Source organism: Methylocystis sp. Uni0008 (assembly GCF_056838045.1).
In genome coordinates this window covers 118,456-142,990 of record NZ_JBXEJH010000003.1, presented here as the reverse complement: position 1 = coordinate 142,990, position 24,535 = coordinate 118,456, and the positions used below count along the sequence as shown (strand labels likewise).

14 protein-coding genes and 7 pseudogenes are annotated in these 24,535 nt (G+C 59.7%); 13 read left to right on the top strand and 8 right to left on the bottom strand.

The features are described from left to right. Nucleotides 1-183: 183 nt before the first annotated feature. A pseudogene (locus AC0X69_RS22470) lies at nucleotides 184-1,038 on the top strand (IS110 family RNA-guided transposase); the annotation flags it as partial. Between the two features lie 38 nt (nucleotides 1,039-1,076). Here the strand turns inward: AC0X69_RS22470 and AC0X69_RS22465 are convergent. Beyond that, a protein-coding gene (locus tag AC0X69_RS22465; RefSeq protein ID WP_482613902.1) for an IS3 family transposase occupies nucleotides 1,077-2,299 on the bottom strand; the annotation gives its coding sequence in 2 pieces (ribosomal slippage) (nucleotides 1,077-1,951 and nucleotides 1,951-2,299; 1,224 coding nt in all). A gap of 416 nt (nucleotides 2,300-2,715) precedes the next feature. Here AC0X69_RS22465 and AC0X69_RS22460 point away from each other — a divergent pair. Both AC0X69_RS22460 and AC0X69_RS22455 read left to right on the top strand, forming a co-directional pair. Further along, nucleotides 2,716-3,018: pseudogene (locus AC0X69_RS22460) on the top strand (IS110 family transposase); the annotation flags it as partial. A 372-nt stretch (nucleotides 3,019-3,390) separates the two neighbouring features. Continuing rightward, nucleotides 3,391-3,612: pseudogene (locus tag AC0X69_RS22455) on the top strand (transposase zinc-binding domain-containing protein); the annotation flags it as partial. A gap of 294 nt (nucleotides 3,613-3,906) precedes the next feature. Here AC0X69_RS22455 and AC0X69_RS22450 read toward each other — a convergent pair. After that, nucleotides 3,907-5,661 (bottom strand): ATP-binding protein, encoded by a 1,755-nt coding sequence (locus tag AC0X69_RS22450; protein ID WP_482613900.1) that lies wholly within the window; start codon nucleotides 5,659-5,661, stop codon nucleotides 3,907-3,909. A 6-nt stretch (nucleotides 5,662-5,667) separates the two neighbouring features. Continuing rightward, nucleotides 5,668-7,152, bottom strand: coding sequence for an ATPase domain-containing protein (locus tag AC0X69_RS22445; RefSeq protein ID WP_482613899.1), 1,485 nt, complete (start codon nucleotides 7,150-7,152; stop codon nucleotides 5,668-5,670). A 364-nt stretch (nucleotides 7,153-7,516) separates the two neighbouring features. Here AC0X69_RS22445 and AC0X69_RS22440 point away from each other — a divergent pair, with 364 nt between their 5' ends. Both AC0X69_RS22440 and AC0X69_RS22435 read left to right on the top strand, forming a co-directional pair. Next, the gene (locus AC0X69_RS22440; protein WP_482613897.1) at nucleotides 7,517-12,979 is read left to right on the top strand and encodes a HAMP domain-containing protein; all 5,463 of its coding nucleotides are present in this window, start codon (nucleotides 7,517-7,519) and stop codon (nucleotides 12,977-12,979) included. Further along, nucleotides 12,963-14,435, top strand: coding sequence for a response regulator (locus AC0X69_RS22435; RefSeq protein WP_482613895.1), 1,473 nt, complete (start codon nucleotides 12,963-12,965; stop codon nucleotides 14,433-14,435). Before AC0X69_RS22440 ends, AC0X69_RS22435 begins: the two co-directional genes overlap by 17 nt. On the opposite strand, the gene AC0X69_RS22430 is transcribed toward AC0X69_RS22435, so the two are convergent. Then, nucleotides 14,425-14,583, bottom strand: a complete 159-nt coding sequence (locus AC0X69_RS22430) for a hypothetical protein (RefSeq protein WP_482613894.1) — start codon at nucleotides 14,581-14,583, stop codon at nucleotides 14,425-14,427. The genes AC0X69_RS22435 and AC0X69_RS22430 overlap by 11 nt on opposite strands. Before the next feature lie 711 nt (nucleotides 14,584-15,294). Here AC0X69_RS22430 and istA point away from each other — a divergent pair. Further along, entirely contained in the window at nucleotides 15,295-16,521 is a 1,227-nt protein-coding gene (gene istA / locus AC0X69_RS22425) for an IS21 family transposase (protein WP_482613893.1), read from the top strand. Continuing rightward, a pseudogene (gene istB / locus AC0X69_RS22420) lies at nucleotides 16,518-17,371 on the top strand (IS21-like element helper ATPase IstB). Before istA ends, istB begins: the two are co-directional and overlap by 4 nt. A 207-nt stretch (nucleotides 17,372-17,578) precedes the next feature. Here the strand turns inward: istB and smbP are convergent. Together smbP and AC0X69_RS22410 are read right to left on the bottom strand one after the other, a co-directional pair. After that, a complete protein-coding gene (smbP, locus tag AC0X69_RS22415) occupies nucleotides 17,579-17,764 on the bottom strand; it encodes a small metal-binding protein SmbP (protein WP_482613892.1) in 186 nt (61 codons plus the stop codon). Continuing rightward, nucleotides 17,761-17,919, bottom strand: a complete 159-nt coding sequence (locus tag AC0X69_RS22410; RefSeq protein WP_482613891.1) for a hypothetical protein — start codon at nucleotides 17,917-17,919, stop codon at nucleotides 17,761-17,763. The genes smbP and AC0X69_RS22410 overlap by 4 nt, the downstream gene beginning before the upstream one ends. Nucleotides 17,920-18,846: 927 nt before the next feature. On the opposite strand from AC0X69_RS22410, the gene AC0X69_RS22405 reads away from it, so the two are divergent. The 5 genes and pseudogenes from AC0X69_RS22405 to AC0X69_RS22385 all read left to right on the top strand — a co-directional run bounded on the left by AC0X69_RS22405 (nucleotide 18,847) and on the right by AC0X69_RS22385 (nucleotide 22,557). After that, nucleotides 18,847-19,125: a hypothetical protein gene (locus tag AC0X69_RS22405; protein ID WP_482613890.1), complete on the top strand. Its 279-nt coding sequence runs from the start codon at nucleotides 18,847-18,849 to the stop codon at nucleotides 19,123-19,125. Between the two features lie 259 nt (nucleotides 19,126-19,384). Further along, entirely contained in the window at nucleotides 19,385-19,564 is a 180-nt protein-coding gene (locus AC0X69_RS22400; protein WP_482613889.1) for a hypothetical protein, read from the top strand. Between the two features lie 287 nt (nucleotides 19,565-19,851). Continuing rightward, nucleotides 19,852-20,812, top strand: a pseudogene (locus AC0X69_RS22395) (IS481 family transposase). Beyond that, nucleotides 20,772-21,237: pseudogene (locus AC0X69_RS22390) on the top strand (YciE/YciF ferroxidase family protein). Before AC0X69_RS22395 ends, AC0X69_RS22390 begins: the two co-directional pseudogenes overlap by 41 nt. Before the next feature lie 294 nt (nucleotides 21,238-21,531). Further along, entirely contained in the window at nucleotides 21,532-22,557 is a 1,026-nt protein-coding gene (locus AC0X69_RS22385; RefSeq protein ID WP_482613888.1) for a hypothetical protein, read from the top strand. A 40-nt stretch (nucleotides 22,558-22,597) separates the two neighbouring features. Here the strand turns inward: AC0X69_RS22385 and AC0X69_RS22380 are convergent, their stop codons facing one another. Further along, complete coding sequence (locus tag AC0X69_RS22380; RefSeq protein WP_482613887.1) at nucleotides 22,598-23,551, bottom strand: tyrosine-type recombinase/integrase; 954 nt, start codon at nucleotides 23,549-23,551, stop codon at nucleotides 22,598-22,600. Beyond that, nucleotides 23,548-23,766 carry a hypothetical protein gene (locus AC0X69_RS22375; protein WP_482613885.1) on the bottom strand — a complete coding sequence of 73 codons (219 nt, stop codon included), beginning with the start codon at nucleotides 23,764-23,766 and terminating at the stop codon, nucleotides 23,548-23,550. The genes AC0X69_RS22380 and AC0X69_RS22375 overlap by 4 nt, the downstream gene beginning before the upstream one ends. A gap of 130 nt (nucleotides 23,767-23,896) precedes the next feature. Between AC0X69_RS22375 and AC0X69_RS22370 the strand changes: the two are divergent. Beyond that, nucleotides 23,897-24,154, top strand: a pseudogene (locus AC0X69_RS22370) (type II toxin-antitoxin system TacA family antitoxin); the annotation flags it as partial. Nucleotides 24,155-24,535 lie beyond the last annotated feature (381 nt).

The window sequence follows — 24,535 nt, the reverse complement described above, 5'->3', positions numbered from 1 at the left end:
GATCGCGGGTTGAAGCGAGTCTGGCTTCTCCGATGAGGGGAGTGGGAAGCTGGGGTCAGGCCACGAAATGGAATGTTGGGGTTGTTACAGATGACCTGATGTGGTGGACGGCCCCCGCTCCCCGGCACGGATGTGCCAACGTGTGGTCGTTTTCTGAGCGGCCATCGAGAGGAGCCATTCGCCATGCAGGTTACGACGATCGGGATTAACCTCGCAAAGCATGTTTTTCAGGTTCACGGTGTCGACGCCGATGGAAGTGTCGTTGTTCGCCGCAAATTGCGTCGGTCCGAGGTGATCAGATTTTTCGTTAAGTTGCCTGCTGCTCTGATCGGGATGGAGGCCTGTGCGACGTCTCATTACTGGGCGCGGGAGCTCGAACGGCTCGGCCACGCCGTCCGCCTGATTCCGCCGTCTTATGTGAAGCCGTTCGTAAAGCGGCAGAAAAGCGACGCCGCCGACGCCGAGGCGATCTGCGAGGCCGTTTCTCGCCCTTCGATGCGTTTCGTGCCGCTGAAAAGTGCGGAGCGACAGGGCGTGCTGGTGCTGCATAGGACCCGTGATCTCCTCATTCGACAATGGACTATGGTGGCGAACGCGCTTCGAGCGCACCTGGCGGAATTCGGCATCATCGAGAAACTCGGCGAGGCGGGCTTGGATGCGCTGATTTTGCGGATCGAAACCGACGACGTCAGCGGCGTGCCCGAGATCGCTCGAGACGGCCTGCCGCTGCTAGCTGGACAGATTCGAGCGGCTCGGGTTCGTGTGACCGAAATCGAGAAACGCATTCAGACCTGGCATCGGGCAAACCCCGTGAGTCGACGCCTGGAAACGATACCGGGCATCGGCCCAATCATCGCGAGCGTGATTGCCGCAACTGTAACCGACCCAGGATTGTTTGCGTCCGGACGTCAACTTTCCGCGTGGCTCGGTCTCGTGCCGCGACAGCATTCCAGTGGCGGCAAAGAGCGACTGCACGGCATTACGAAGCAGGGCGATCCTTACATCCGACGGCCGCTGATAATAGGGGCCACGTCCGTGGAGTGCACCCCGTTTGCCCGGACATCGGGCGGGGCTGCTTAAGCACTGAGGCGGATGAACTCCCGAGGGGATCGGAACTTCAGGCCTGAGTGCGGGTGAACCTCGCAATAATCCTCGATCCAGCCGGGCAGTTTGGCAAGGATCGTTTCGACGTCTGACAAGACGGCAAGCCTCGCGTAATCGCGTTTGAGCGTCTTCACAAAGCTTTCCGACATGCCGTTGCTTTCGGGGCTGCGCACGGGCGTGAACAGCAGCGTCAGGCCAAGCGCACGGGCCGTATCCGCGGTGTCGGCGGCGATGTAGGCGCTGCCATTGTCGGAGAGCCACTCGACCCGGTGCGGGACTTTCAAGGCGCCAAAGCGGCGCTCGACGGCGGCGATCATCAGATCGCGCACCATCTCGCCCGAGACCCCGCCATTGGCGACCGCCGACCAGGCGATGATCTCGCGATCGCAGGCGTCGATGACGAACAGCACGCGCACGACCTCGCCGTTGCGAGCGCGGATTTCGAGATGATCCGAACACCAGCGGCAATTCGAGCGCAGCGCGATGACGACGCCGTCATGGGTGCGGCCCGGCCAGCGCGCGGTATGTCGTTCGAGTGTCAGGCCGTTGTTCTGCATGATCCGCAGCACACGCTTGGCGTTCACGGGCGGCTTGCCCTCGGCCCGCAACTTTCGGTTCGCCAGCGCGCAGATGCGGCGATAGCCATAGGTCGGGCGCTCGTCGACGATGGCGCGGATGAGCGGGGCGATTTCGACGTCCCCGGCCTTGTGGTAGCGGCCTCGGGGCTTGGTCATGCCCTTCTTGCGCGCGGCGAGATTGGAGCGGGCGACGCCCAGCGTTTCGGCGACGGCGCTCATCGGGAAGCGTCCGGCTTCCACGACACGAGCGGCAAGATCGGTTTTTTTGCGCGCGCCGTGTCGAGAGCCTCCCGGAGGATCTCGACCTCCATCGTCTTCTTGCCGAGCAGGCGCTCCAGTTCACGGACCTTCTTCTCGAGATCGCGGACCTGCGAGGCGCCGACCACATCCTCGTCCGCCGCGACGGCAGCCTGACCGCCCTCGGCCATGCGGCGCTTCCAGGCAAAGAGCTGAGACGGGGCGATTCCGGCTCGACGCGCGACACAGGAGACGCTCATGCCGGGCTGCGACGCTTCTTCGACAAGGCGAACCTTCTCGGCCGCGCTCCAACGCCGACGGCGCTGAACAGAGGTGATGACTTCGACGCGCGAAACGGGCGTCTCGGGGGCATTGGTCATAGTCGTATTCATAGGCTTACGCCTACGCCTTATCGGCTATGCCCGATGTCCGGTCAAAACGGGGTGCACTCCAGCTGACCGTAACGCCAGGCTCGCGCGTCTCGGCGACCATCGACAGCTTCTCGGCTACGGTCCAGCGCCGCCGGCGCTCCGGACCCGTCAGAATCTCTGCCTTCGGATAAGAACCAGTCATAGACACGGCATTACTCCTAACCCTTATCTTAAGGGTGGGCAGTGTCCGGCCAATTAAGGGGCTACTTCATCGATGATGATCCACGCTTCCTTGAGCGAGTAGAAGATCTCGCCGTTTAGCAGTTCGTCACAAAGCTTCAAGCGCGCGCCGCTCGAGGCGGCCTGGCCGGGCGATGCGTCTCTAGAGTGACGGTGTTCGAATCCTCATTCCGGAGCGACCGGCCATGACCAACATGCAACCTATCCCGAACGACGCCGTGCTGATAGCGATCGATGTCGCCAAGGTGCGCAACGAAGTCCTCATTGAGGCGGCCAATCATCGACGCCGGCGGCGATTGACGGTGCTGAACAATCGGATCGAGCATGATCGGTTCATTGCGACGCTGGCTGGCTATAATCGCCCTGTGATCTGCGCCTTTGAGACGACGGGCAACTATCATCGACCTTTAGCTTGGCGGCCGACCGAAGCCGGTTTTGAGGCGCGCCTCGTGTCATCGATGGCGTTGGTGCGAACGCGCGAAGCGCTGGGCGGCAAGGAGCGCTACGTCATATTGTCCGAGCAATTGCTTGGCGTCCTGCGCAGCTATTGGCATCTCGCTTGGCCGGAGAGCTTTTTGTTTCCCCGTCGCGACAAGGATAAGCCGATAGATCAGACCGTGCTGCACGCCGGCCGCCGTTCGGCGCGCGCCGCGGCCCGCATCGACAAGAGGGTGAGCGTTCACGTCCTGCCGCACAGCTTCGAGCGGGGTCGACATTCGCATCATCCAGGTGCTGCTCGGCCATGAGCATCTGTCGACGACGGCGCGGCTACACGCAGGTCTCGACGCATCTGATCAGCGGGACGAACAGCACGCTGAACCGCCTTTCCCTAGAGGTGACGCCGCTCGAGTGACCCGGGCGTGGAAAGGACGGCGATCGAACTCGCCGACATCATCCGCCGTCATGGCGACGCCTATCTTCGCGATAACGCCGGGCGTCTTGGCCGCGGCGAACGCCGCATCATGGGCGCGATCGCGGCGTGCCGAACGGTGGCGCTTGGGGGCCATGTCGCGCAATGCGACGATTGCAGCGCCAGACGCATCGCCTACAGCTCCCGCCGTAACCGGCATTGGCCTAAATGCTAGGAAGCCGCGAGAGCCGCCTAGCTCGACGCGCCCGATGCCGAGCTGCTGCCGGCGCCGAGACGCCTGGGACTATCGGCGAGCGTCACGGTCGTCTCGGCGGCGACGCGCATCAACACGGCATGGGCGAGCCTCTCGTTTTGGAAAGCGATCTCGGCAGCGCTCCGGAAGAACCTCTACGATCGCATGGAAGACTGCCGTGATCGGCGAGGCTCCGGACGGCCTCGTCGCTTACAACCGCGCGCTACTCGAATCTCGATGTTCTGAACGCCGGGAGCAAAGTCCAGGTCGCGATCAGCTCATTGGCGCGGGCTTTGAGTTCCGTCGCCCAGCCCATGCGTCCCGAAGAACGGTGTCGAGCGCATCCATGTCATAGGGTTTGCGTAAAATCCTCAAACCTTCCACTCCGTTAGCATCACGGAGCGCGGCGCTGTAGCCCGTCGCTAGGATCACCGGCATATCGGGCGCGCTCCGCTTGATGGCGCGCGCCAATTCGATACCGTTCATCCCGCCCGGCATCACGATGTCCGAAAAGACAAGGTCAAAGCTTAGCCCGTTCTCAAGCGTGGCGAGCGCTTCCATGGCGTTTGACACCCGATGCGGCGCGAAGCCTAATCCCTGGAGCATCTCCTCAACCAACGAGGCAACTGCGTCGTTGTCCTCAACCAACAATACCCGACGCTGGCGATCCCCACCTTTCCAGTCGCTGCGCATCAGCCGGGCCCGAGAGGTGATTTGGGCGACAGCCTCGCCGCGGGGCAGATAAAGGATGACGCTGGTCCCCTCGCCTTCACGGCTGCTGATCTCGACATGCCCGCCCGATTGTTTGGCGAAGCCATAGACGTGGCTCAATCCCAGACCTGTGCCCTTGCCTACTTCCTTGGTCGTGAAGAAGGGATCGAAAACCCGATCGAGAATTTGGGCCGGGATACCGATCCCCGTATCGGAAACCTCGATGCGAACGAACTCGCCCGAAAGCGCGTAATGATTCGATCCCTCCAGCGTCGCGTTCGTCGCCGTTATCGTCAGCGTCCCGCCCTTCGGCATGGCGTCGCGCGCATTCACGGCAAGGTTGAGGATAACGAGATTTAGCTGTGTCGGATCCGTCAAAACGGGCCAGAGGTCGGAGGCGATCCTGATATTGATAACGATGTCTCCTCGCAATGCGCCTGCGATCAGGATGCGCATGCCTTCCAACAACGCCGACAGGTCGGTCGGCTCCGGAGTTAATGCCGTGCGGCGTGAAAAGGCCAGAAGCTGGCGCGTGAGCGCTTCGCCCCTGGCCGCGGCTTCACGCATGCCTGTCAGAATCCGTCCCCGCCGCGCGGGATCGTCGGTACGCTCCAAGAGGTTGAGGCCGCCGGAGACGACCATCAGGAGATTGTTGAAGTCATGCGCCACACCGCCGGTGAGCTGACCGATCGCCTCCAACTTCTGGGCGTGCCGCAACGATTGCTCGGCTTCCTGGCGCTGCTTGATCTCCGCCACCAACTGACGGTTGGCTTCCTCGAGTTCCGCTGTTCGTTCGCGCACCCGCTGCTCGAGTGACTCATTGAGTTTGCGAAGTTCGTGCTCCTTCGCGCGTAGTCGCGCTTCATTACGCTCATGCTCTAGAAGGTGATCCCGGATTTGATACTGGCGGCGCCTAGCCTGTAGCGCGGAGCGCAACGCGCTGACGAGCGCGGCGGAGGAGAAGGGCCGCTCCAACAGCACCAGATTGCCATATTCAGGGAGAGCGTTGCGGCCGCGCCCGTAGCCTTTGTGAGGCGCCATCGCCACTACGATCGGCGGCTCGGACCAGGGCGGCTGTCGTTTCAGAAAGGCGGGAAGGCATGCGGCCTCAAGAGGATCATATAGACTCTCTTCCGCGACGACGGCTGCGCCTGCGCCAACGGAGAGGTCGTCACAGAGCCCCCGCATAGTGGCGCAGATCTTCGTCGACAGCCCGGCTTTGGCGAGGACGGCCGCGAGGGTTGGCCCATCTTGATGCGAAGGCGCCAGTATTAGAACGCGCTCCTCTCGTGGATCAATACGGCGGATAATGCTCATGAGGCGTCATGGCGTGCGGGACAAGCTGTCAGGGGAACCTATGAATGTTGGCACGCCCGTGAGTACGCCCTGGAACTCCCGTATCGGCGGGCCTACGCCAACCCCCTGCTTCGATCTCATGTGATATTCACGAATGGCGGATTCATGGAGTCCGCTACGGCTTTTCAAGACCGACACCGCCTTGCGCACCTCGCCTTCAGCCTCGAAGTACCGCAACAGCACAATCGTGTCGGCCAGGAAGCTGAGATCGAGGGGTGCTTCCGTGCTGCCGACCAGTCCGTGCTGCGCCAGTAAAAGAATGGTGACGATTCCCTTGTTGCCAAGATAGGCGAGGAGCTCGTGCATGTGCAGCAGCAAGCTCTGCTCTTCGGGCATCGAGACCATGTAGCTGTTAAGACTATCGATCACCACCATGCCGATGCCGGCATTCACCTGCCGTTGGACTTCTTCGACGAATTCGCCGGGAGAAATCGTCGTCGGGCTGCATCTTGTCCAGATAAGGCGGCCCGATTCCCGTGCGCCCTCCAGGTCGATGCCAAGCCCCCGCGCGCGCGCGCAAGCGGTGCGGTACGCCTCGTCAAAGGCGAAGATACCGACGCGTTCTCGCTCGCTGGTCGCCGCGACCGCAAACTGCAGCGCCATCGAAGATTTGCCAACGCCGGAGGGTCCAATCAGCAGCGTGCTTGTCCCGCGTCGAAGCCCTCCGCCGAGCAGAGCGTCGAGCTCCGTAATCTGGCTGGTGAAGGTTCCTGGCGAGAATATGGTTTCATGATCGGCGGCGATGAGGCTCGGAAAAACACTGATCCCGCCTGTGCGAATTACAAAATCATGATAGCCGCTGCGGTAATTGGCGCCGCGCAGCTTTATGACAGACAGGCGCCGACGAACCGCGCCGTATTCAAGCCGGCGTTGCTCGAGATTAAAAACGCCATGGACGATGCTGTGCAATTGCAGGCCGGGCTTCAGGTCGGTCAAGTCGTCGAGGGCCAGTACGGTGCTTCGCGATTGAGCGAAGAAGCGCCGGAGAGCTAGGACCTGGCGCCGATAGCTGAGCGCGTCTTGAGCAAGGAGACGCAGTTCGGTCAGCGCATCAATGACCAACCGATCCGGGCTCAGCTCCCGCACCTTTTGGATGATAACGCCTACAGTTTGGTCGAGCTCCACCTCCGATGGGTAAATCATGCTCTGCTGCTGCTCCGAATCGGCCTCGAGCGGCATCACTTCAAAAATTGTCACGCCGTCAAGAGACCAACCGTGGCTGCGCGCAGTATTTCTGAGCTCGCGCTCTGTTTCCGAAAGAGTGACGTAGAGACACCGCTCGCCTTGCTGTGCGCCCTCGAGCAGGAACTGAAGCGCCAAGGTTGTTTTGCCAGAGCCAGGCATCCCCTCGATGAGATAGATGTGTTTCCGCCTGAAGCCCCCAAAAACGACTGCATCCAGGCCAGGCACACCGCTCGAGGCGAGTCGACTCAGCTGCTGCTTTGCATTCATGCTCGATCCGTAGTCTTTGCCGCCTATCTATCTATAGCGTATCGTCGGAGCAAGACTAGCCTCTGGCGGGTCGGCTAGGATGAGGCGTTCTGTAGCCCTTGGCGCAAATTCGAAAATGTTTTTGCTAAGCTCAAGGAGCACCCCCATTGCCATTCGTTATCATCGATGCGCCCACGTCGTCTTTTCAGCTCCCGCGATTCACCTGTCCGAGGCCGCGGCTTCCGACCATTGTCGACGTGGAATCTTGCGCTGCCGCTCACGCCCCGATTCAATACCAATTGAATGACTGATTTTTTCGTGAGAATCAGGTGTTTCCCAACAGATCTCAAATGGCATCTTTCTTTGTGTGAAAGAGAGAAGGTGAATGACGAAAACAGCGACTATTCGAGCTCGCCGCGTCCCAAGGCGTGGACAGAACAGTAGGAACAACTTATCAGACGATCAACTCCAAGAAATCCTTCAGGCATTGCAATCCTTGAAGGAGGGCGACTTCACCACTCGCTTGCCGGGCCATTGGGCCGGAGTAATCGGAAAGATTGCCGACAATCTCAATGAGATAGCTGGCGCCAACTGCAGGATAGCAGGCGAACTGGAACGGGTCCGTCAAGCCGTTGGACGAGAGGGCAGGACGCGTCAGAGGGTGAAGTTCGCGAATCGCGCAGGGGCTTGGGCGGGGATGGAGGCGTCGGTCAACGCTTTGATTGACGATCTCCTTTGGCCGACGAACGAAATGACCCGCGTGATCGGCGCTGTGGCACAGGGAGATCTCCTGCAGTCGGTACAACTAGAGCTTGAGGGCCGCCCTCTCATGGGCGAGTTCCTGCGTTCAGCAAAGATCGTCAATACCATGATCCGCCAGCTTCGCGAATTCACTTCAGAAGTGACGCGCGTGGCGCGCGAAGTTGGAACAGAAGGAAAACTCGGAGGACAGGCGCAGGTCCGCGAGGTCACGGGCGTATGGAAAGAACTTACAGAATCTGTGAATTTTATGGCCGACAACCTCACGAGCCAGGTGCGAAACATCGCAGACGTAACAATCGCCGTGGCCAATGGCGATCTTTCGAAGAAGATCACGGTCGATGTGCGCGGCGAGATCCTGCAGCTTAAAGAAGCCATCAACACGATGGTGGATCAGCTTCGCTCATTTGCCTCAGAAGTCACGCGTGTGGCGCGCGAAGTCGGCAGCGACGGCAAACTGGGAGGTCAGGCGATCGTGCCCGGCGTCGCGGGCACATGGAAAGACCTCACCGATTCAGTGAATGCAATGTGTGGCAATCTAACGGATCAGGTGCGCAACATTGCCCAAGTGACGACCGCTGTCGCGCGGGGCGATCTGTCGCGAAAAATCACCGTAGATGTGAAAGGAGAAATTCTCGAACTCAAGCAAACCATCAATACGATGGTGGACCAGCTGAACTCGTTCGCTTCCGAAGTGACACGAGTTGCGCGAGAGGTGGGCACCGAAGGAAAGCTTGGAGGCCAAGCGGTCGTCGCCGGCGTCGGCGGTACGTGGAAGGATCTCACTGACAACGTCAACTTCATGGCGTCCAACCTAACGGCGCAGGTTCGGAACATCGCCGAAGTGTCAACCGCTATCGCCAACGGGGACCTATCGAAGAAGATAACCGTAAACGTCTCTGGAGAGATACTGCAGCTCAAGGAAACCATCAACACGATGGTCGACCAGCTCAATGCTTTTGCATCCGAAGTCACGCGCGTCGCGCGCGAGGTCGGCACGGAAGGGCGTTTGGGAGGTCAGGCGCAGGTGCTCGGCGTCGCGGGCACGTGGAAGGATTTAACAGACTCTGTCAATTCGATGGCGGGGAATCTTACCGCGCAAGTCCGAAACATCGCTGAAGTGACTACCGCCGTCGCCCGTGGAGATTTGAGCCGGAAAATCACCGTGGACGTGAAAGGGGAGATTCTGCAGCTCAAGGAAACGATTAACACGATGGTCGACCAATTGAACGCCTTCGCGTCCGAAGTGACGCGCGTTGCTCGTGAGGTCGGCACTGAAGGCAAGCTGGGCGGCCAGGCTCAGGTGCCCGGCGTCGCAGGCACATGGAAAGACCTGACCGATAATGTGAACTTCATGGCCGGCAATTTGACGGCGCAGGTGCGAAACATCGCCGAGGTGGCGACGGCGATCGCCGATGGCGATCTTTCGAAAAAAATCACGGTCGACGTGCGCGGCGAAATCCTTTTGCTCAAGGAGACGCTGAACACGATGGTGGATCAGTTGAACGCCTTTGCGGGCGAAGTCACGCGAGTTGCGCGTGAGGTCGGCACGGACGGACGTCTCGGCGGCCAGGCTGTCGTGCCTGGCGTTGGAGGCACGTGGAAGGACCTGACAGAAAACGTGAACTTATTGGCCGCCAATCTGACGACGCAGGTCCGCAATATCGCCGAAGTGACCACAGCAGTGGCTCGCGGAGACTTGAGCCGGAAAATCACCGTTGACGTGAAAGGTGAGATTCTGCAGCTCAAGGAAACCATCAACACGATGGTCGACCAGTTAAACGCCTTCGCGTCCGAAGTAACGCGCGTTGCACGCGAGGTCGGCACTGAAGGCAAGCTGGGCGGCCAGGCTCAGGTGCCCGGCGTCGCAGGCACATGGAAAGACCTGACCGACACGGTGAACGTCATGGCCGCAAACCTGACCGAACAGGTACGCGGAATCGTCAAGGTCGTGACGGCAGTCGCTGAGGGAGATCTTACTCAAAGTCTTACCGTGAAGTCCAAAGGTGAAGTCGCTGCGCTGGCGGACACCATCAACAATATGACGCGAACTCTCGCGACTTTCGCCGATCAGGTGACGACAGTGGCGCGCGAGGTGGGCGTCGAGGGGCGCCTTGGCGGCCAAGCCAATGTGCCTGGAGCCGCCGGCACATGGAAGGACCTGACCGGTAACGTGAATCTGCTGGCGGCGAACCTCACGACGCAGGTGAGATCAATCGCTGACGTCGCGACCGCGGTGACGAAAGGCGATCTTACGCGACTAATCCAAGTCGATGCGCGCGGAGAGGTCGCGGAGCTTAAAGACAACATCAATACAATGATCGACAATCTCAGGCTCACAACGGATCGCAATACTGAACAAGATTGGTTAAAAACCAACCTTGCCAAGTTTACGGCCATGCTGCAAGGGCAGCGCGATCTGAGCTTGGTGGGCCGTTTGCTGCTCTCTGAGCTTGCGCCGCTCGTCGGCGCGCAGCAGGGCGTCATTTATCAGATGCTCGCGGGCGATGACCCACCGAGCCTTGGTCTTCTCTCCGCCTATGCCGATGATGGAGAAAGGAGCCACCAGCTCCGCCTGAGTGTTGGAGAAGGACTCGTAGGCCAATGCGCTACTGACAAGCGACGAATCCTGATCAATGACCTGCCTGCCGATGTGGCCCACATACGGTCGGCGTTGTTCAGCTCAGCGCCCCGCAATATTGTTGTATTCCCTGTGTTGTTCGAAGGACAGGTCAAGGCGGTGATTGAACTCGCCACCGTCGGCGAGTTCAGCGAGCTGCAAACAATGTTCCTGGAGCAGCTCACGGCGTCGATAGGCATCGTTCTCAACTCGATTGAAGCGACGATGCAGACGGAAGCGCTGTTAGGGCAATCGCAGCAACTCGCCGCTGAACTTCAGTCTCAGCAGAGCGAATTACAAAAAACGAACGAGCAGCTTGAGCTCAAAGCTCAGCAGGTCGCCGAGCGAAACGTCGAGGTCGAGCGGAAGAATGAAGAGCTGGAGCAAGCGCGCCGCGCCCTCGAAGAAAAAGCGGCCGAGCTGGCGCTCACCTCAAGATATAAATCGGAATTCCTTGCGAATATGAGCCACGAGCTACGCACGCCGCTAAATTCGATTCTTATTCTCGGCCAGCAGCTCAGTGAGAACCCCCAGGGAAATCTGACCGAGAGGCAGGTAGAATTCGCCCGAACGATTCATGGCGCAGGCACTGACCTTTTGAACCTGATTTCCGACATTTTAGACCTATCAAAAATCGAATCTGGCACGGTCACGGTCGAAGCTGAAGAGCTCGACTTCAAGAGTCTCGTTGACCGCGTTGCGCGGCCGTTCCGGCATGAGGCGGAGAATCGCGGCTTATCATTCGAAGTCAACGTGAGCGCCAACGTTGGCCGCAGTATCGTTACCGATTCCAAGCGGCTTCAGCAAATTCTGAAAAACCTTTTGTCAAACGCCTTCAAGTTCACTCAGTCGGGCGGCGTTTGGTTCGATGTGCGAGCAGCGACAGAAGGCTGGAGCGCGCAACACCCTTCGCTCGCGCAAGCGCAGCGTGTCGTGGCGTTCAGCGTACGCGACACGGGCATCGGCATACCTCAAGAGAAGCAGCCCATCATCTTCGAGGCGTTCCAACAGGCTGACGCTTCAACCAGCCGTCGATTTGGCGGCACCGGCCTTGGTCTCGCTATTAGCCGGGAGCTTGCTACTCTTTTGGGGGGTGAAATTCACTTGCGGTCAACCCCGGGAGAAGGCTCAACATTCACGCTTTATCTGCCGATTGTCTATAGTGGTGCGGGCGCGTCGCGATCAAGCAATCGATCCCCGTTGACGCAAACGCCACCAGCGACGTTTGGGAGCAGCTTCAGCATCGCGCCACAAAAGGATGATCGCGAAAATATCACCGAAGACGACGGCGTCTTGCTCATTATAGAAGACGACCCCGATTATCGACGTATTCTCGCCGACCTTGCGCGTGACAAGGGCCTCAAGGTCATAATGGCCGCAACGGGCGTCGAGGCAGTAACTTTGGCGCGGGCCTTCAGACCTACGGCGATTTCACTTGACGTCTATCTGCCCGATCTGTCCGGTTGGACAGTGCTCTCACGACTCAAACAGGACCCTGCATTGCGTCACATTCCGGTGCAGATGCTGACGATAGATAGCGACCGTAGGCAAGGGTTGGCGCGCGGGGCCTATAGCTTTATTTCGAAGCCAGCTACAGCAAGCGAGATAAGTTCGGCTATCGAACGTATTGTCGATTTTTCGAAGCCACGCCGACGACGGCTTCTCTTGGTCGAGGACAGCGTAGCCGAACAATCAGCGATTCGCGCCCTGCTTGAAGATGATGACGTGGAGATCGTCGTGGCTCAGTCAGGGCAAGAAGCCTTGCAGGCGTTAAGCAGACAGAACTGGGACTGTGTTGTGCTCGACCTAGGCCTTCCCGACATGTCTGGTTTTGACGTGCTTCAGTCCCTTAATGGAAAAGACGTGAGCGCAACCGTACCTTGCGTGATCTTCACTGGCAAAAAGCTGTCGGCTGAGGAAGACGCGCGACTTCATACGATGGCGCAAAGCATAGTGGTCAAGGATGTTGAGTCTCCCGAGCGCCTTCTGGACGAAACTGCGCTCTTCTTGCATCGGGTGATTGCCGATCTGCCTGCCGAAAAGCAACAGATGCTGGAGCGACTCCATCGGTCGGATGAAGACCTGTCCGGCCGGACAATTTTGCTCGTCGATGACGACGCTCGGAACCTTTTCGCACTGTCGAGCTTACTCGAGCGCCGCGGGATTAGTGTCCTTACAGCTGACAATGGTGGTGATGCGATCAACCTCCTCGAAAAAGATGGCTCGATCTCGCTCGTGCTTATGGATATCATGATGCCTGGCATGGACGGCTACCAAACGATCAAAGCTTTGCGCGCAAATCCCCGATTCAACCGCATTCCAATCATCGCGCTGACCGCAAAGGCTATGAACGAGGATCGGGAGAGATGTCTCGAAGCTGGTGCGTCGGATTATCTAGCCAAGCCCGTAAACACAGAGCAGCTCTTGTCTGCGCTACGCTTGTGGTTCGCCGATGAAGGACACTCTTAGTTCTCCTGATGCAAGTGAGATCAATATTCTCCTCGTCGATGATCAGCCGGCGAAGCTGCTGAGCTATGAACTGATCCTGCATGAGCTGGGCCACAATTTGCTGAAGGCAAATTCGGCGACAGAGGCGCTTAGGCTTCTTCTCGACCATCAAGTGGCCGTTATCTTGATTGACGTCTGCATGCCGGATCTCGATGGTTTCGAGCTTGCGCAAATGATCAGAGACCACCCTCGTTTCGCCGATATTGCTATCCTATTCGTCTCCGCAATAAATGTCACAGAGATGGATAGCCTGAGAGGTTATGAGCTCGGGGGTGTGGATTATGTCTCTGTGCCTGTAGTGCCAAATATCTTGCGCGCAAAGGTTCGGGTCTTTGTTGATCTCTATATCAAAACACGAGCGTTGGCCCGCATCAACTGCGAGCTTGAACAGCGAGTGGCGGAGCGCACGGCGGAGCTCGAAGCGGCAGTTGCGCGTCAAGAATTGTTGGCGCACGAAGTAGATCATCGTGCGCGCAATGCGCTTGCGGTAATTCAATCAATAGTGACGTTAACGCCGGACGACGATAGCCTCTATTTCGCTGACGCGATAAGAGGCCGCATTCACGCCATGGCCACGGCGCACAATTTGCTCTCGGAGAGCCGCTGGAGAGGCGCCAGTTTGCTTAGCCTCGTGAAGGAAGAACTTGCTCCCTACGCTCAAAGCAGTATCAAGATTGCAGGAGAGGCGGTTTCGATAGCGCCATCTATAGCGCAGAGTCTGGCGCTTGCGATTCATGAGTTGGCGACGAATGCAGCGAAATATGGCGCGCTGAAAGATCCTAAAGGTTGCCTTTGCGTTGAATGGCGCCTAAACGAAGAACACTTGGAATTGAAGTGGCGTGAGGAAGGTGGCGAACCTGTCAACCCGCCGAATCGTACGGGATTCGGTTCCAAAGTCATCGACGCAGGCATTGCAGGTCAGCTAAGAGGCGAAATTGAACGCGAGTGGACAGTGAATGGTCTGATTTGCGTAATCCGCATTCCGAGAGAGCACTTCCTAACGCCTGAATGCAATTGTAGATCTTCCGAAGGGCAGCGACACCATCCCCACATCAACAAGCAACTTATTTACGGACGCAGAATCCTCGTGTTGGAAGATGAATCCATAGTGGCCATGATGACATGCCGCATGATCGAAGAACTCGGCGCCCGCGCGATAGGTCCTTTCGGTAAGACGGAGGAAGCGCGGGAGGCTCTGTCCGAGGGGCTCGATGCAGCGGTCCTTGACGTAAATTTAGACGGTGAACTCGTTTATGATCTGGCTGCCGAAATAAGAAATCACAACAAACCAATCATCTTCGTCACCGGTTACAGCTCCGGAGCTATCAAGCAAGAGTTCAGGGATATTAAGGTGCTGACCAAGCCGATAGAACCAGAGGACCTCGCATCAGCATTGGCGGAGGCGCTTACAGGATAGCGAAGAAGGCTGCATCGAACCATTCCGCGCATTTAGCTTCTGGGGAAACCTCGAAACGAGCGGATTTCGGCGGCCCCTCGATTTGAAATGCAATGCTTTTGAAGGAGGCCAGATCGAAATCTCCTTCGAGCGCCATACGGTTGGGCATTTGCCCCTCGACTGACGAAAATCGCAAAGTTCGACGAAGGCGCCCTGGGGCATCGTCCCGGCTTCCTTCCGAAATTCGCGCTTAGCGGCCGACAAGGCTTACAGGGCTCTTCACCTACAGTCCTTTCGGGATCAAGCGCCTTCGTCCTTTCGCAGCGGAAATGGATCACGAGAACCTGCACCGAGCCGCGAATCCGGAATCCGGCGGAATGGTACAATTCCCGCGCTCCGCTTGATCATTTCCGTTGGAGGAACGCTGTTCCGGCCGCATAGGGATGCGTGGAGTTTGAGGCGGCTCGAAAACGGCCGCTTCTTCGTCCCGTCGCCGGGACGAAGGCCTGGCAAGGTCGTGGATGATGCTGGGAACGAAACGGTGGATCACGCTTGTTAAGATTGACCTGCTGGCTTTGGATCTTGGCATGGTGTGGCGCCCTTTCACGGATAGCTGATCATGATCCTGACGACGAGAGATTGTTCAGAGCCAGTTGACGAAAACTGATCCATTACATGCAGAAGCGTCATCGGTTGTCGATGGCGGTGTAATTCTCTCCACTTGTGGCATTTGAAAATTCCCCAGTTTTCGTGACGCCCGATCTTCCAAGGCATGCCCTGGAAGGTCGGGTGGCGCGCCGACTGACCGATGCTGCTCCCCTTGGCGGGAGGGAGGGCGCGGTAATCAAACTCGGGGCACTCGTTATGATTTTGGAATTACATGGTCATGGTGTCTCGATATCTGCGATCGCCCGCCAGCTTGGCATCGACCGAAAGACCGTCCGCGCTTACATCGCCAAAGGGCTCGAGCCTCCGGCCTACAAAAAAGCGATCGCCCTCGCCGAGCATTGTTGCAGCCTATGAGCCTTACTTGCGTGAACGCCTTGCGGCCTATCCCGCCCTGACGGGCCGCCGGTTATGGCGCGAACTGAAAGACCGCGGCTTTACTGGCTGCTACAGCGTCGTGCGGCATCGTTTGCGCGAACTTCGGCCGCCACGCAGAAACGGCGTCGAGGTGCGCTTTGAGACGCCGGCTGGCGAACAGGCGCAGGTCGACTTCGCCCGCTTCGATGTCGAGTTCCTCGATGAGCCCGGCGTCAAGCGGATTGTCTGGCTCTTCTCCATGGTCTTGGGCCATTCCCGCTTCATCTGGGCGCGCTTCGTCCTGCACCAGGATATGCAGAGCGTCCTGCGCTGCTACATGGCCGCCTTTGAGGCACTCGGCGGCGTCCCGGGCGAGATCCTTTATGATCGCATGAAGACCGCCGTCATCGGCGAAGACCCGGATGGCCTCATTGTCTACAATCGTGCGCTGCTCGATCTGGCGCGCCATTACAGCTTTCAGCCGCGCGCCTGCAAACCCTACCGCGCCAAAACGAAGGGCAAGGTCGAGCGGCCCTTCCGCTACATCCGGGAAGATTTTTTCCTGGGCGGCGCCTTCTGCAATCTCGATGATCTGAACCTCCAACTCCGGACCTGGCTCGACACAATCGCCAATCCGAGGGTCCACGCCACGACCAAGCGTGTCGTCAACGAGGCATTCGCCGAAGAGAGAACAACGCTCAAGTCATTGCCGCTCACGCCCTATCAGGCCGTACTGAGGCTCGAGCGGCGCGCCTCGCATGAAGGCATGGTCAGCGTCGGCGGCAATCTCTACAGCGTGCCGGACACCACCCGCCGGCGCGTCCTCGACGTCCATGTCTTCGCCGACGCCATCCGCATCTTCGAAGACGGGGTGTTGATCGCCGTCCACGCGCCGCTCGAGGGCCGCGGCGAGAAACGCCTCGATCCGGCGCATCGTAAAGCCCCGTCGGCGACGCCGCGCCGTCGACCAGCAGACACGTCGCCGCCCCTTGTGCTGCGCGCCGGCGATCAGGCCGCAAGGCGTCCGCTGGCCTTCTACGACGCTGTGGGTCGCCGGCTGGCGATGCAGGGAGGCTCGCAATGAACGCGACGCCCTCCGCCATCATCGACCGCGTCAAACGCAATCTCGTCGGCCTGAGAATGCCGCGCGCCCTCGAGATCCTCGACGTCACCCTGCGCGGCATCGAGCGTGGCGAGACAACGGCGCTCGACGCGCTCGACATTCTGCTCACTGAGGAACTGACGCTGCGCGAGAACCGCCGCGTCCGGATGGCGCTTCAGATGGCGCGCCTGTCCGCCGTCAAGACGCTCGCCGGCTTCGACTTTGCCTTCCAGCCCTCTCTCGACAAGAGTCGGGTCATGGCGCTGGCCGAATTGCAGTTCATCGACCGCGCCGAAGCCGTCCATCTCATTGGACCGCCCGGCACGGGCAAAACCCATCTCAGCCTCGCGCTCGGCGTCGAAGCCGTGAAAGCCGGCCGCAGCGTCTACTTCGCCTCTCTCGCCGAGATAGCCAGGGCCGAACGCGAAGGGGCGTTGCGCGAGAAAATCCGCTACTTCTGCCGCTTCTCGCTGCTGATCGTCGATGAGACGGCTATCTGCCCGTTACGCCGGGCGGCGGCAATCTGTTCTTCCAGCTCGTCAACGCCCGCTACGAAAAGGGCGCCATGATCCTCACCTCGAACCGCGGCTTCGCGGAATGGGTCGAGATATTCGGCGATCCCGTGGTCGCCACGGCGCTCCTTGATCGCCTCCTGCATCACGCCGTTGTCTTCCAGATCGAAGGCTCCAGCTATCGGCTCCGCGAGCACGCCGATCTGCTGCCCGAACATGTTCGCATGAAAGCGAGCATCCAGCCCGCGCCGATCCCGCCGACCCTCCGGCGCCGTGGACGGCCGCCAAAAAACGGAGGAGCCGATCAAGACATCGGCTGATCGCCATGCCCGCCAACTGGGGAATTTTACGGCGCCACTTTCGGGGAATTTTCGTGTGTCATTGACAATCGGTCTCGACCTTGCAAAGCGGTCTTTTCAAGCGCACGACACCTGCGCGGATGGCCGCCAAGCGATGTTCTGCTCCTGCGCCCTCGCCAGAACGCCCCGACCGTGGACATCGCGGCGGGGCATTTTTTGCGTGCTTGGCTATTGCTGCGCCGCTTCAAGATGCCGGAGAGCCTCTATGGCGTGCCCGATTGCGGTGGTGGCGTTCTCTTTCTTGCCTTCGACAATCGATGCCTTCAACTGCGTTATTCCTTCCTTAATGTGCGGATGGCTCGTCTCCTTTTCGGCGGCTTCAGCATTTTTGAGCGCAGCTTCGGCGTGCGTCACCAACACATCCGCATGTCCTTGTTGCCGTGGTCGAGCGCTTTCTTGGTGTGGCTGATCGCCTCGGCCAGGTGACCATCAGCGAAGGCCAAGGGCGGCGCCAGAAGCGCGGCCCCGCCACCCAGACCGAGGGATAGCGCAAATATTCTACGGTTCATAAAATGCCTCCAGTGCACCATTCCTCAAGCAAACGAAGGAGGCCAGATAATCCACCGACTCTTGATGACTGGGCGCATGAATTGAATGAGCCTGTCGTCTAGGTCGGGCGACGAGACCTGCTATCGATCAATCTCGCCGCCCTAGCCGCGCCATGGCGGGGTTGGCCGGCGCAGATTGTGGATAGATGGCGCGGGCGAGCAGTCCGGCAACCTTGGTGTGTGGTGGCGGGACTAAGGCTGCGCTTGCTTCGATGGCTGTGCGGCCTATTTGCCGTGCCACGCCGGCGCATCAAAGACATCGCATTGATTGCGCGCGGACCACGCGGCTGCCGCGTTTTGGGAAATGGCGGTGGAAAATTCTTCAGATCAAGAAGAGGAAACAATGGCTCATAAGATTTTCGCCGTTGTCGCTCTCGCTTCGGCAACGGCCCTGACCGCGACCAGTTACGCCGTCGCCGGCGAGTAAACTTCGTCAAGCAACTGGAAGCCGCCTCAGGTCGTCGGGCAGCCGGGCTATAAGGAAGAGGTCGCCAAACCGCGTGAAGCCGCCGCGCCGCGCGCAATCGGCCAAGACCCTTTCGCGGCAAGTAATCCGAACGTATCGCGAGATCGGTAGCGACAGGTCGAGCGCATGGCGGCGTGACGCAGCGCCGAAAGGGTCCGCGTTGCTCGACGGGCCTATGATGGAATGCGCCGGCGTCATCCGGATCGCGCTGTTCTTTTGTCCAGATTTCCAATCCGGCCGGCGACGGCGGTTTTTTCGTTCGGGATGGGCGCACGAGGACGCCCCGACCATGCATGTAACGGTGGGGCATTTTTTTGGCAGGCCAGCATAGCTTGCCAATGCGGGCATTCGCCCCAATTGGACACCTCAATCCGGCCCAGAGAGGGCTCACGCGCTACACAGCGTTGCGTCAGGAGCTCGCTATGGAAAAACTTCTCGCCATCATCGTAAGCCTCGGCATCGCCGCTTCGGTGCCGGCTGCGTTTGCGCAATATCAGGGAGAGACATCAGGGCCGACCACCGGCAAGCCCGTCAAGCCCTCTGGGGCGGTGCAAAAGGAAAATCCCAGTATCCCGCACACCCAAAAAAAGGACGTCGCGACGCCGAGCGGAATGTCGGCTGGTGAGCCAGGCGTCGAAGGTAAAAAGGGCACACAGAGCGGCAAGGAAGCGACTCCGCCGCGGGAAAGTCAGCGTCGCTAGCGTTTGACGGCCACATTGAAGCAGAGGTCGTGGCCGAGCGGTATTCCTGAAACTGCGCGAAAACCGCTCCGCCGCGCGCATTTGATTGCGCGCAACCGCGTCGCTCGGGAGTGAGAGGATTCGACTCCAACCGGCGGGAGGGTGCAGATCGCTCGCGGAGACGATGTAGCAGCGTCTCGGTTTGCGCGCACGACAGGAGCGTGCAGATATGCCAGATCAAGCTGATGTCAGACATTGGACCGATCCCCATCGAGCAACGTTGCGAGAGACACACGATGAGATCGACGCGATCTTCGACGAAATCCGTGCGGTCGCGCACAACTTCCCATTTCGCAAGAAAATTGCGGCGGGCGATAAGGCGCTTTCGCTAGAACTACTCGTCGAAATTAATCGGATTCAGCGGCTTGTGCGCGCGATCGAGCGCGAGCTCTCGGGATGATGTGCCCGGCTGAAGAAGCCCAGAAATCGGACCCGCATGCAACGTTTCGCTCGCGCCGCCGTGAGAAGTGCGATCACGAAGGTTTGGAGCAACGGTCCAGGTCAAGCGGGGCCAGAACTTCTCCGTGCGCGCTTCCTCCCTGTAGTGATCCCTGCAATATGAAGTGAGGCAGAATCCATTATGTTGGATGCGTCCGCCGCGACCGTTGACGATAGGCGCGCAATCTCTAGGTGTTTGGTCCCGCAGTATGATGGCGCAGATTCGGATGCCGTCGATCGGGATGGATTATGGGTCAGATACTTCACGGGAGCGCCCGCACGACAGAGGCGGTGCGTCGAGCGATACAGCATAGTCAAGAGAGCATAAGGGCGCTGGCCGGCCGTTACGGGATCAATCCGAAGACAGTCGCCAAATGGAAGCGTCGGACCATTACCGCCGACGCTCCGATGGGGCCGAAGGCGCCGTCGTCGACCGTGCTCACCCTCGAAGAGGAGGCGATCATTGTCGCTTTCCGCAGGCACACGCTGCTCCCCCTCGATGATTGCCTTTACGCCTTGCAGGCGACGATCGCGCATCTGACGCGTTCGTCATTGCATCACTGCCTGCAAAGGCATGGGATCAGCCGATTGCCGGAGATCGAAGGCGACAAGCCGAACAAGAAAAAGTTCAAGGCCTATCCGCGGCTTTTTCACATCGACATCGCCGAGGTGCGAACCGAAGAGGGAAAGCTCTATCTTTTTGTGGCGATCGACCGCACCTCGAAGATCGCTTTCGCCAAGCTCGAACACGAAGCCAATCGTCTAACGGCGACAGCTTTTCTCGAAGCACTCTCGAGGCGATCCCCTACAAAATCCACACCGTCCTGACCGACAATGGCATTCAGTTCGCCTATCTGCCCAAGAACCGCAACGGCCCAACGGCCCAATTGCGACGCACATGTTCTCCCTGCGCTGCCGCCAAAACGGCATCGAGCATCGCCTGACCAAGCCCAATCATCCCTGGACGAATGGTCAAGTTGAACGAATGAACCGAACCCTCAAAGAGGCGACAGTCAAACGTTATCACTACGACAGCCACAACCAGTTGCGTGAGCATCTCGCAGCCTTCATGGCCGCCTATAATTTTGCGAAACGGCTGAAGACCCTGCGAGGCCTGACGCCTCATGAATATGTCTGCAAAATCTGGAAAGCCGAACCCGCCGTCTTCAATAAGAATCCGATCCAGCTTCGGGACTATACACCTAGCTGAAAACCAGATACTGAAAGCGCTGCCCGACATGGTTCAGAAGGCCTCCGAGCCGCGCCTGAGGGATGCGTTCGAGCAGCACCTTGACGAGACGAAAACCAGGTGCACCGGCTCGAGAAAGTATTCCAAATGCAGGGCGTCGCGCCGAAGGGCGTCAATTGCCCGGCGATCGACGGCATCATCGAAGAAGCTGACGAAATCTCCAGCGAAACCGCCGACAATGAAGTGCTGGACGCGGCATTGATCGCGAGCGCTCAGGCGGTCTAACATTATGAGATCACACGCTCCGGCACGCTGATCGCCTGGGGGGAAGAGCTTGGCCGCGAGGACTGCGCGCAGCTTCTGTCGGAGACGCTCGCCGAAGAAAAGAATTCCCACAAAAACTTTCCGCGCTCGCCGAAGGGCGAATCAACCGCAAGGCCGCCTAACAGGCCGCCTTTCGGGAGCATCTGCGTCGGGCTCGTCCGGCGCCGCTGAAGGCATGCGAATGCCATGCAGAGCTCCCCCTAAAAAAAAAATTTCACAGTTCCGGTGGCTGGGCGCTCATGTCCTGTTTCGCTGTCTATCGATAAGCGCGGTTGTAAATTGTGCATTGCAGCAATATTTGTACTGCATCGCAGCGAGAATGCCCTTGCTGGTAGCCCTCCTTGGGAGTTCCTCCCTCGACTTGGGACATCGCGAAGCGATGGCCCACGGGTCGCGAACTGTGAGGACGCGTGCGCATGTATATGTCTCCGACATTTTTCTTCGACGCCGGCTTGCGCTCGCTCATGCGCAATCCATTCTTCAATCCGACGCGCCCCATCCTGCTGGAGGGCGAAAGCGATTTCCGTCTGTTGGACGGGCGCGAGGGCCTTGTCGTCACGCTCGCGCCGAACGCCTCGATCTTCGACCGGCCGGGCCGATCCGTTTGCCGATGGCCTGGAATGAAAACGCTTGCGCGTCAAAATCCGCATCCGCCGCCGCGACAATCGCGGCTGATGCGCGAATTGAGTATCTTCCTTCATATGTTTTGCGGTGGCGGCGATGTTCTGCTCAACCGAATTACGACGCAAGGCGAACAGCGGGACATCCTGCTGACCGCGGGCGAGGGCAATGTCGTCGAGAAAATCGATCTGGCCGAGCTCGCCAGAGACGGCGCGCCGCCGCTGCTGTTCCTTCAGCCAGCCTATCTCTGTTCGTCCGCCAATGTGGTTATCCAGTCGGCTCCGTGCGACGCCTCAGTCATGAGCTGGGCGCGGGCGCTTTACGTGTATGTCGCGCCCTTCCGCCGTGAATTCGGCGCGTCGGCGATACTGTGCCTCGCTGGACGGACAAGGGTCTGGTGCGAGCGATTGGCGCCGGGCGAGAGTCGGGACTTCGCTCTTGGCAATGTCATCGCGGCGACGGCCAATGTCGCCTCCACGCTGCGGCCGACGAGCAAATGTCATCCCCAGGACGGCGTTGTGAATGTCGCCGATCGCGAACATGTCGACATGTCCCGTGCCTGCGCCGACGATGATGTCGCGCCGCGCGCGCCGAAAGACCGGATCGTCGATTTTTTCCGCGCCGCCCGGGTTCTCTTCGAATCGATCCGCGCCCGCGAGGGGTTCTTCCTGTGCGAAATGACGAACCCTTCCGACAAGCCGGCCTTTGTCTTTGTTCAACTCAACAGGAGCGGGTTCTATGGCGGCTCCGGGCTCATCGGCTTCGCCATAAGATTCATCTCGGCGCTATTCCGGAGCTCGCATTTGTCGATGGGACATTGAAAATGTCGAGCGACCGATTGGCCGCTGTCGTCAGCGTGGATCAAATCACCACCCGCTCCACCTCGTCGAGGCTCATTTCGTCGCGCCGCCGATCGTAGAGCTGCGTCGTGCGCGTCGAGGCGTGGTTCGCCATGGCGGCGGCCTTTTCCAACGTGCCGCCGTTCTTGAGATAGGCGGTAATGCCGGTGGCGCGGAAACTGTGATTGCCGATCTTGGTGGCGATGCCCGCGGCCATGGCGCGGCGCTGGATCATCGCGTAGGCGTTGGCCTGGGGCAGGGGTGCTTCGGTGAGCTGGCCCGTGCCGCGCCCGATCGTGCGGAACAACATCCCCTTCGCATCGCCCGCCAGCCCGCAGCCCTCGATATAGGCGTGAAGGTAAGTCTCCAAATTATGGTGACAGGGCATTTCATGGCGCTTGCCGCCCTTCTCGTGCAGACGCACCCATAGGCGATGGTTCTGCACGTAGACGTCTTCGACCCTCATGGCGAGCGCCGCGCTGACGCGCGCGAAAGAATAGACCATCAGCGCGATCAAGGCGCGGTCGCGCAGCCCCGCCGGCGTCGTCACATCGATGCTGTCGAGCAACGTCCGCGCCTCCTGGGGGTCGAGGACCGGCGTCTTGCCGACTTTGACGACATGCCTGGGGCCGCGCACGCTCGCCGCCGGGTTGGTCGGGACAATCTGACCCGTCACCAGCCAATCGAAGAACATGCGGATGGCCGCCAGGCGCTGCTTGGCGGTCGGCGCGCTGCGACTGCGGGTGAGGGCTTCGACATAAGCCCCGACCTGCAGCGGCCCCACGTCGAAGATCGACGCGACTCCCTGCCGCTCGCACCAGGCGAGGAATTCGCCGACGGCCCGGCCGTAGGCGCGCCGCGTGTGCGGATTGCGGAGGTTGGCGACGAAGAAATCCCAAAAGCGCGTCTGCGCGCGATTGCCGGCGGCGCGAACGAGGGCGGGAACGCGGGCGTCGATGGGAACGAGCGGGTTCATGTGGTCGATTTCTTCGCCAGCGCCTTTTCGAGTTTTGCCAAATCCTGCTCCAGTTTCTCGATGAGCAGCGGCGTTGACGCCGCGACCAGTTCAAGCCCCTTGGTCGTCGGTTTCTCGGCGACCGTCTTTAAAAGGTCATGGCCGCGTTGGATGGCTTCCTTGGTCTGGTCGATCGCCGTTTTGAGTTCGTTCTCACTAAGCTTGCCATAGGCCATGGGCCCTCCTCCGAATGTTTGATAAAGGATATTATCATACATAAGATCGAGTTGGAAGGGCCACGGTCGGGGCTCGGGATCCCCTTGCTGTGTACGGATTGAATCCGTATCCTAAGCGAAGAGGTGGATCATGCCCCGCGAACACGTCGAAAGCGGCCGGATCGAGCTGCGGCTCAAGCCAGAGGACAAGGCCGTGCTGGCGCGCGCCGCCGCGCTCGAACGTCTCGACCTGACCAGCTTCATCCTGCGCGCCGCGCTGCCGCGCGCCCAGGCCGTCATCACGGAATCCGAAAAGCTGCGCCTGTCGGAACGTGACTCCTTGCGCGTGCTCGATCTCCTCGAAAATCCGCCAGACCGCCCGCGCGCCTCGTCCGCGCCGCCAAGGCGGGCTTCGTGCTTGAATGACGGCCCTCCCTTGGGAGGAAGCGCCGCTTGGCAAGAACCACGACCGCAACGCCTTCAACTGCGGCGAGGACAGTCTCAACACTTACCTGAAACGCTGTGCGCGCCAAAACATGAGAGCGGCGGCGCGAAATGCTTCGTCGCCACGCCGCGCGTGGCGCCCGCCCGCATCCTCGGCTTTTACACACTGAGTCCCGCCTCGATCGAATTCAGCCGCTCGCCCACGGTCGTGACGCGCGGCCTCGGCCGCTACTAAATTCCGGTTTACCGCCTCGGCCGTCTCGCCGTCGATCACAGCGTGCAAGGACGCGGACTCGGCGGACGGCTATTTCTGCGCGCCGCCGAACGTTGCATGACGGTCGCGCAG